This is a genomic window from Streptomyces sp. NPDC059371 (assembly GCF_042751995.1).
In the GTDB taxonomy this organism is placed as follows: Bacteria; Actinomycetota; Actinomycetes; order Streptomycetales; family Streptomycetaceae; genus Streptomyces.
Genome location: NZ_JBHYXD010000022.1, coordinates 102028 through 110472 on the forward strand (window position 1 = coordinate 102028; position 8445 = coordinate 110472).

Sequence of the window (8445 nt, forward strand, 5' to 3'; positions counted from 1 at the left end):
TGGTCATGGCGGGCGAGTGTCCCCGCCCGGAAGGGCGCGGGCCCGCGGGGTTTGCACCGGCGGCCCGTCGTTCCCGGCTGTCGCCGGGACCTGCCCGGTGGCCTCGCGGCCGGACAGGTGCCGCACTCCTAGTGACTGGCGTCCGCCGTGGCCGGCGGGAGCTCCGTCTCGACGTTCGGGTCGCCCGCGTCGGCCGTGTAGTCCCCGGGCGAGGTCTCGTCCACGCCCTCCGGGGCCTTGAGCGCCCTGAGGGCGAAGGTCAGGACGACGGTCACGGTCACGTTCAGGACGAACGCCGTCAGACCGATGTAGCCGATCTCCCCGATGCCGGGGATCTCCTTCGAGCTGCCGCCGAAGTGCTTCTGCGTCGGGGAGGCCACCCCGTAGGCGGCGATCGTGCCGTAGAGCATGCCGACCGCCCAGCCGCCCAGCAGCGCCCAGCGGTGGAACCAGCGGGTGAAGAGACCGCCGACCAGCGAGGGGAAGGTCTGCAGGATCCAGATGCCGCCCAGCAACTGGAAGTTGATCGCGACGGTCTTGTCCATGGTCAGGACGAAGACCAGCGCGCCCACCTTCACCAGCAGCGAGACCAGCTTGGAGACCTGGGTCTCCTGCCGCGGGGTCGCGGCCGGGTTGATGAAGTCCTTGTAGATGTTGCGGGTGAAGAGATTCGCGGCCGCGATCGACATGATGGCCGCCGGGACGAGCGCGCCGATGCCGATGGCGGCGAAGGCGACGCCCGCGAACCAGTCGGGGAACATGTTCTCGAAGAGCTGGGGGATGGCGAGCTGGCCGTTGGTGACCTTCACGCCCGCCGCGATCGCCATGAACCCGAGCAGGGCGAGCAGGCCCAGCATCAGCGAGTACAGCGGCAGGATCGTGGTGTTGCGGCGGATCACCTCCCGGCTGCGGCCGGACAGCGTCGCGGTGACCGAGTGCGGATACATGAACAGCGCCAGCGCCGAGCCGAGCGCGAGGGTGGCGTACGTCCACTGGCCCGCCTCGGCGGGGACGATCCCGCCGGCTCCCGCGGCCGTGTACTTGGCGCTTGCCGCCTTGAAGATCTCGTCGAAGCCGCCCAGCTTGATCGGGATGTAGATGATGGCCACCGCGATCACGATGTAGATCAGGGTGTCCTTCACGAACGCGATCAGCGCGGGGGCCCGCAGCCCCGAGGAGTAGGTGTACGCGGCCAGCACGCCGAAGGCGATGAGCAGCGGCAGGTCCTTGACGAACCAGTTGGTGCTGTCGCCGCCGCCCACGCCCATCACGTCCAGGACGGCCTGGATGCCGACGAGTTGGAGCGCGATGTACGGCATGGTGGCGAGGATGCCGGTGACGGCCACGGCGAGGGACAGGCCCTTGGAGCCGAAACGGCCGCGCACGAAGTCCGAGGTCGTCACATAGCCGTGCCGGTGGGAGACCGACCACAGACGGGGCAGGAAGGTGAAGATCAGCGGATAGACCAGGATCGTGTAAGGCACCGCGAAGAAGCCGGCCGCGCCCGCCGCGTAGATCGCCGCCGGCACGGCGACGAAGGTGTACGCCGTGTAGAGGTCGCCGCCGAGCAGGAACCAGGTCACCCAGGTACCGAAGGACCGTCCGCCCAGGCCCCATTCGTCGAGGGTGTGCTCGTCGGCGGCCCTGCGCCAGCGCGCGGCCAGGAAGCCCATGGCCGTGACGGCCAGGAAGAAGAAGATGAAGACGCCGAGAGCGACGCCGTTCACACCGTCGTTCATGCTTCCGCACCCCCCTTCGCGGAGGTACGGGCCCGCTGGTCACGCCGCCACAACTGGTAGGCGATCACCGTCAGCAGGGTGGAGAGGGGTACCCACAGCAGTTGGTACCAGTAGAAGAACGGGACACCGATGAACGCCGGGTCGGTCTTCGTGTAGGAGCCGACCCACAGCATCGCCACGAAGGGCGCGAGCAGACAGAGGGCGATCACCACGCGTACCGGTGTCACCACTGGTGGTTTCACTTCGGGTAGGTCTGACATCGTGCGACTCCGTCCCCTCGTCGATCACCTGGGTAACGCGCAGGCAATCTAGGGGACGGTCCGGCTTTAGGGAACACCGCAGCGCGGCGGCCGGTGTGGAGGGTTGGTGTCGGGCACGGGGGCGTGCCCCGTGCCCGCGGAGTGCTCCGTACCGCTCAGTCCTGCGGGCGCTTGAGGCGGGCGACGAACTTGTACCGGTCGCCCCGGTACACCGAGCGCACCCATTCCACCGGCTCGCCCTGCCGGTCGATCGAGTGGCGGGAGAGCATCAGCATGGGCAGGCCCACGTCGGTGCCGAGCAGTCCGGCCTCGCGCGGGGTCGCCAGCGAGGTCTCGATGGTCTCCTCTGCCTCGGCCAGGTGGACGTCGTACACCTCGGCCAGGGCGGTGTAGAGAGAGGTGTACTTGACCAGTGACCTGCGCAGGGCGGGGAAACGCTTGGCGGAGAGGTGGGTCGTCTCGATGGCCATGGGCTCGCCGCTCGCGAGGCGCAGCCGCTCGATGCGCAGCACCCGGCCGCCGGCGGAGATGTCGAGGAGGCCGGCGAGGGCGTCGTCCGCCGTGATGTAGCCGATGTCCAGGAGCTGCGAGGTCGGTTCGAGACCCTGGGCGCGCATGTCCTCGGTGTACGAGGTCAGTTGGAGCGCCTGGGAGACCTTCGGCTTGGCGACGAAGGTGCCCTTGCCCTGGATGCGTTCGAGGCGCCCTTCGACGACCAGCTCCTGAAGGGCCTGCCGCACCGTGGTGCGCGAGGTGTCGAACTCGGCGGCGAGGGTGCGCTCCGGCGGTACCGGCGTACCGGGCGGCAGTGTCTCCGTCATGTCGAGCAGGTGCTTCTTGAGGCGGTAGTACTTGGGCACGCGCGCGGTACGGATGGGTGCCCCACCCTCGTTCTCCGCACTGCTGACGTCGGTGCTCATGCTCTGCCTTCCCGGCTCCGGATGCCGAAGCGACCGCCATGTCGTCGGCCACGGCTCACATCGTGGCACGGCTTGTTGCGCGGGTGTTCCCCGCACGCTCCGTGATCCCCTCTATATACCCTCGGCGCACCTGTTGGTCTAGTCCATCGTGGGCAGGCGGTGCCGGCGAACTCGGCGCGGACAGGCCGGAAGTGGCTCCTTCGCAGGCCGTGGACGGGTCCGTAATTTGTGCCGCTTGGCTACTTAAAGGTTCTTGCATATGTAGGTCCCATAACGGCCGACTGGACGGGCTTACACACCCTTGACACCCCCCTAGGTCTAGGCCAAGCTCCCGGTACTGGTCTACACCATTGGTCCAGTCCCGGCCCCACGGGCGGTACACGGCGTATGTCACCGCGGGGAGCAGGGGGGTTTGTGGCATCCCTGAGGAGGGTGGCGTGAAGCGCAAGCTGATAGCCGCGATCGGTATCGCGGGCATGATGTTCTCCGTCGCGGCGTGCGGCAACGACGACAAGTCCGGGGGGTCGGACAAGGGTGCGGACGCCAAGGAGCTGACGGTCTGGCTCACGGTCGACGCGCAGAACAACTGGCCCGAGCTGGTCAAGCAGGCCGACACGGCGATCGAGGCGAAGCACCCCGGCATCAAGATCAAGCACGAGTACTACGGCTGGCCGGACAAGAACACCAAGCTCGACGCGGTCCTCGCCACCGACAAGGCGCCGGACGTGGTCGAGATGGGCAACACCGAGATGCTCGGCTACATGGTCAAGGGCGCCTTCGCTCCCCTCGACGCGTCGAAGTTCGACAACTCGACCGCCTGGCTCGACGGACTCAAGGAGTCCGTGACCTACGACGGCAAGACCTACGGCGTGCCGTACTACGCCGGTGGCCGCGTCGGCAACTGGCGCAAGGACATCGCCGCCTCGGCCGGCGTGAAGTCCACGCCGAAGACGTACGCGGAGCTCACCGCCGACCTGGACAAGATCCAGAAGAAGCAGGGCGGCAAGTTCAGCGCCTGGTACCAGCCCACCCGTGACTGGTACGCGGCCATGTCCTTCGTCTACGACGCCGGCGGCTCCATCGCGAAGGAGGAGGGCGGCCAGTGGAAGGCCAACCTCTCCTCGGCCGAGTCGGTCAAGGGACTCAACGAGTTCAAGACCATCGTCGACAAGTACATGCACGGCGACAAGACCAAGGACGAGTCCGACCGTTACATCGTCTACGGCCAGGGTAAGTCGGGCATGATCTTCGGTGCCGCCTGGGAGGGCGCGACCGCCGAGGACCCGAAGAGCGACAAGACCGGCAAGCTCAAGGGCAACCTCGAGAACTTCGTGATGCCCGGCCCGTCCGGCAAGAACATCCCGGTCTTCCTGGGCGGTTCCGACCTCGCCGTCCCGGTGAAGTCGAAGGCGCAGGCCGTCGCCGCCGAGTGGATCAACGCGTTCACCGGCGCCAAGGGCCAGAAGGCACTGATGGGCAAGGGCAACCTGCCCAACAACAAGACCGACCTGGTCAGCCTCCAGAGCGACCCGAAGACGGCCGTCCCGGCCACCGCCGCCGAGTCGAGCTGGTTCGTCCCGATGGCGCCGGGCTGGGGCCAGGTCGAGAAGGCCCAGGTCCTGCAGACCATGCTGCAGAACATCGGCACCGGCAAGAAGTCCGTCGCGGACGCCGCGAAGGAAGCGGACGCCGCGATCGACAAGGTCATCAACACCAAGTGACCTGAGAGCAGGGCCCCGTCGGTCCTCCTTCACGGAGGGGCGGGGCCCTGCCTCCCGTACGGCCCGGCCAGGGGCTCGCCCCCTGACGCCCGGCCGTGCGGGCCTTCGCTTTCGAGCCTTCGCTTTCGTACGACCTGAGGGACCGCTGAGGAGCGCGCGATGAGTGCCGCAGACACGACCACCCCTGCCAAGAAGGTGCCGCCACCGCGGCAGGCACCACCACCGGCCGTCGCGAAGGCGCCACGCGCCAGGCGGACCGCGGGCGCGGCGGCAGCCCCCTGGGCCCTGCTCGCCCCGTGTCTGCTGATCCTCGCGCTCGTCCTCGGCTATCCGCTGGTGCGCCTGGTCACGCTCTCCTTCCAGAAGTTCGGGCAGTCCCAGCTCTGGGGCTTCCAGCCGGCCGAGTCGGTCGGCCTCGACAACTTCACGAAGGTGCTCTCGGACGACGAGTTCTGGCAGGTGGTCGTCCGGACCGTCCTCTTCGCCGGCGGGGCCGTCGTCTTCACGATGGTCATCGGCATGCTGATCGCGCTGCTCCTGCAGCGGGTCTCCGGCTGGGTCAAGACACTGGTCAACATCGCGCTGGTGGCGAGCTGGGGCATGCCCATCATCGTGGCCACCACGGTCTTCAAGTGGCTCTTCGACTCCGACTACGGCGTCTTCAACGCGCTGCTCAGCAAGCTGCCCGGCGTCGACATGGTCGGCCACAACTGGTTCGCCAGCGGATGGCAGGGCCTGGGCGTGATCATGCTCCTGGTCGTCTGGGGCGCGGTGCCCTTCGTGGTCATCACGCTCAGCGCGGGACTCACCCAGGTCCCCGCCGAGCTGGAGGAGGCCGCACGGCTCGACGGCGCGGGTTCCTGGGGCGTCTTCCGCCATGTCACGATCCCGATCCTCAAGCCGATCATCGTCATGCTGACGACCCTCTCCGTCATCTGGGACATGGGCGTCTTCCCGCAGGTCTTCGTCATGCGGGGCGGCCACCCGGAGGCGGAGTTCCAGCTCCTCACCACGTACTCGTACGACCGTGCCTTCGTCGTCAACGACTACGCGCAGGGCTCGGCGATCGCCGTGCTCACCGTGCTGCTGCTCCTCGGCGTGGTGGCCGTGTACATGCGTCAGATGCTCCAGATCGGAGAGGTCGAATGAGTGCCGTCGCCACGTCCGGGCGTACGTCCGCCACGGGGCGGAAGTCCTCCGGGCCCCGCAAGTCCAAGCTCGGCTGGAACCTGCTCGGTCTGCTCGTCTTCCTCACCGCGGGCTTCCCCGTCTACTGGATGCTCAACACGGCGATCAAGCCGGCCAAGGACGCGATCGACTCCGATCCGAGCCTGTTCCCCACCGGGTTCACGCTCGACAACTTCCGCCGCGCGTTCGACATCGCCGACTTCTGGGGCCCGGTGGGCCGCAGCCTGATCGTCTCCCTCGCGGTGGTCGTGATCGGCATCGCGGTCGGGATGCTGGCCGCGCTGGCCATCTCCCGCTTCGCCTTCCGCGGCCGCAAGATCGTGATCGTGGGCATCCTCGCGGTGCAGATGATCCCGCTCGTCGCCATGATCATCCCGGTCTTCCTGCTGCTGAACGACCTGGACCAGTACGACAAGCTCTCCGGTCTGATCATCACCTACCTGACCTTCATCCTTCCCTTCACGGTGTGGACGCTGCGCGGTTTCATCGTCAACATCCCGAAGGAGCTGGAGGAGGCGGCGATGGTCGACGGGTGCAGCCGCACGAGCGCCTTCATCCGCGTGGTCTTCCCGCTGCTGGCCCCCGGCATGGTCGCGACGTCCGTCTACGCCTTCATCCAGGCCTGGAACGAGTACCTCTACGCCCTCATGCTGCTGAGTCAGCAGAACCAGACGGCCACCGTCTGGCTCGGCAACTTCACCACCAAGCACGGCACCGAGTACGCCCCGATGATGGCCGGAGCCACCATGATGGCCGTGCCGATCGTCGTCCTGTTCCTCCTTGTCCAGCGCAAGATGGCCGCGGGTCTGACCGCGGGCGCCGTGAAGGGATAACGCCCCCCGATGACGACATTCGCCAGCGGTACAGACACCCTGACGCGCGACGCCCTGACCGTGCTCCAGCCCGGGTTCACCGGGACCACGGCTCCGGACTGGCTGCTCCGCCGCCTCGGTGAAGGCCTCGCCTCCGTCGGCCTGTTCGGCCGCAACATCGCCTCGCCAGAGCAACTGGCGGCCCTGACCGCCCAGTTGCGTGCCGAACGTGACGACGTCCTGGTCGCCATCGACGAGGAGGGCGGTGACGTCACCCGACTGGAGGTGCGCACCGGGTCGTCCTTCCCCGGCAACCACGCGCTGGGCGCCGTCGACGACGTGGCGCTCACCGAGGAGGTCGCCCGCGAACTGGGCCGCCGACTGGCCGCGTGCGGGGTGAACCTCAACTGGGCGCCGTCCGCCGACGTGAACTCCAATCCCGCCAACCCGGTGATCGGCGTACGGTCCTTCGGCGCCGACACCGGCCTGGTGGCCCGGCACACGGCCGCCTACGTCACCGGCCTCCAGGCCGCCGGCGTCGCCGCCTGCACCAAGCACTTCCCGGGCCACGGGGACACCGCGGTGGACTCCCACCACGCCCTGCCGCGCATCGACGCGGACCTGTCGGTCCTCCACTCCCGCGAACTCGTCCCCTTCCGGGCCGCCATCGCCGCGGGCAGCCGGGCCGTGATGAGCGCGCACATCCTCGTCCCGGCCCTGGACCCGGACCGCCCGGCCACCCTCTCCCGCCGCATCCTCACGGGCCTGCTGCGCGAGGAACTCGGCTACGACGGCCTCATCGTCACCGACGGCATGGAGATGCAGGCCATCGCGGCGACGTACGGCATCGAGCGGGGCAGCGTGCTGGCGATCGCGGCCGGCGCCGACGCCATCTGCGTCGGCGGCGGACTGGCGGACGACGACACCGTGCGCCGGCTGCGGGACGCCCTGGTCTCCGCCGTCCGGGCGGGCGAGCTCCCCGAGGAACGCCTCGCGGACGCGGCGAACCGGGTACGGGCCCTGGCCGAGTGGACGGCCGCGGCCTCCGCGGCCCGGAAGGCCTCCCCGGCCCTCTCGGGCCCGGCGGTCCTCTCGTCCACGAATGGCTTGAACAGCTCGAACGGCTCGAACACCTCAGGCGGTACGGGTGGTGCCAGCGGTGCGGGTGGCGTGAACGGTTCGGGTGGTACGGGTGTCACCGGCGGTGCGAACGGTGCAGCCGGTACGGGCGGTACAGGCAGCTCGGACGGCGCAGACGGTCCGGACGGCGCAGACGGCGCTACGGCGGTCCGAGCCGCCGATGTGGGCCTGGTCGCCGCGCGGCGCGCGCTGACCGTGACCCGCTCCGCCTCGTACACCCCGCTCGCCGAGGCACCCTTCGTCGCCGCGCTCACCCCGGTCGCGAACATCGCCGTCGGCGACGAGACCCCCTGGGGCGTGGCGGCGGAGCTGGCCCGGCTGCTTCCCGGCACCGAGACCGGCAGCTTCGCCGGCGAGGACGCGGGATCCTCGGCGCTCGCGGCCGCCGCCGGGCGGCCCCTCGTCGCGGTGGTCCGTGACGAACACCGTCACCCCTGGATGGCGGCGGCCCTCGACGTGCTGCTCGCCTCCCGCCCCGACACCGTCGTGGTCGAGATGGGCGTCCCCCAGTCGGCGCCCCGCGGCGCCCTGCACATCGCCACCCACGGCGCCGCGCGGGTGTGCGGCCAGGCGGCGGCGGAGGTCATCGCGGGCGCGTAGGCCGTGTCCGACCCGGACCGGCCTGCGGGCCACGACGCACCGGTGCCGGGCACTCCCTCGGGGGG

The 8445-nt window shown here is 69.2% G+C and carries 7 protein-coding genes; 4 read left to right on the forward strand and 3 right to left on the reverse strand.

The window, feature by feature from the left end:
• Positions 1–128: 128 nt before the first annotated feature.
• From mctP to ACFXGX_RS15780, 3 genes are all read right to left on the reverse strand, one after another.
• A complete protein-coding gene (mctP, locus tag ACFXGX_RS15770) occupies positions 129–1739 on the reverse strand; it encodes a monocarboxylate uptake permease MctP (RefSeq protein WP_384790440.1) in 1611 nt (536 codons plus the stop codon).
• Positions 1736–1999: a DUF3311 domain-containing protein gene (locus ACFXGX_RS15775; RefSeq protein ID WP_355774139.1), complete on the reverse strand. Its 264-nt coding sequence runs from the start codon at positions 1997–1999 to the stop codon at positions 1736–1738. Before ACFXGX_RS15775 ends, mctP begins: the two co-directional genes overlap by 4 nt.
• Before the next feature lie 155 nt (positions 2000–2154).
• Complete coding sequence (locus tag ACFXGX_RS15780) at positions 2155–2919, reverse strand: GntR family transcriptional regulator (RefSeq protein WP_351552819.1); 765 nt, start codon at positions 2917–2919, stop codon at positions 2155–2157.
• A gap of 437 nt (positions 2920–3356) precedes the next feature.
• Between ACFXGX_RS15780 and ACFXGX_RS15785 the strand changes: the two genes are divergently transcribed.
• The 4 genes from ACFXGX_RS15785 to ACFXGX_RS15800 all read left to right on the forward strand — a co-directional run bounded on the left by ACFXGX_RS15785 (position 3357) and on the right by ACFXGX_RS15800 (position 8380).
• Entirely contained in the window at positions 3357–4640 is a 1284-nt protein-coding gene (locus ACFXGX_RS15785; RefSeq protein WP_384790445.1) for an extracellular solute-binding protein, read from the forward strand.
• 159 nt (positions 4641–4799) lie between these two features.
• Positions 4800–5789 (forward strand): carbohydrate ABC transporter permease, encoded by a 990-nt coding sequence (locus ACFXGX_RS15790; protein ID WP_384790449.1) that lies wholly within the window; start codon positions 4800–4802, stop codon positions 5787–5789.
• Positions 5786–6661, forward strand: a complete 876-nt coding sequence (locus tag ACFXGX_RS15795) for a carbohydrate ABC transporter permease (protein WP_384790452.1) — start codon at positions 5786–5788, stop codon at positions 6659–6661. The genes ACFXGX_RS15790 and ACFXGX_RS15795 overlap by 4 nt, the downstream gene beginning before the upstream one ends.
• 9 nt (positions 6662–6670) lie before the next feature.
• The gene (locus tag ACFXGX_RS15800) at positions 6671–8380 is read left to right on the forward strand and encodes a glycoside hydrolase family 3 protein (protein ID WP_384790455.1); all 1710 of its coding nucleotides are present in this window, start codon (positions 6671–6673) and stop codon (positions 8378–8380) included.
• Positions 8381–8445: the final 65 nt, after the last annotated feature.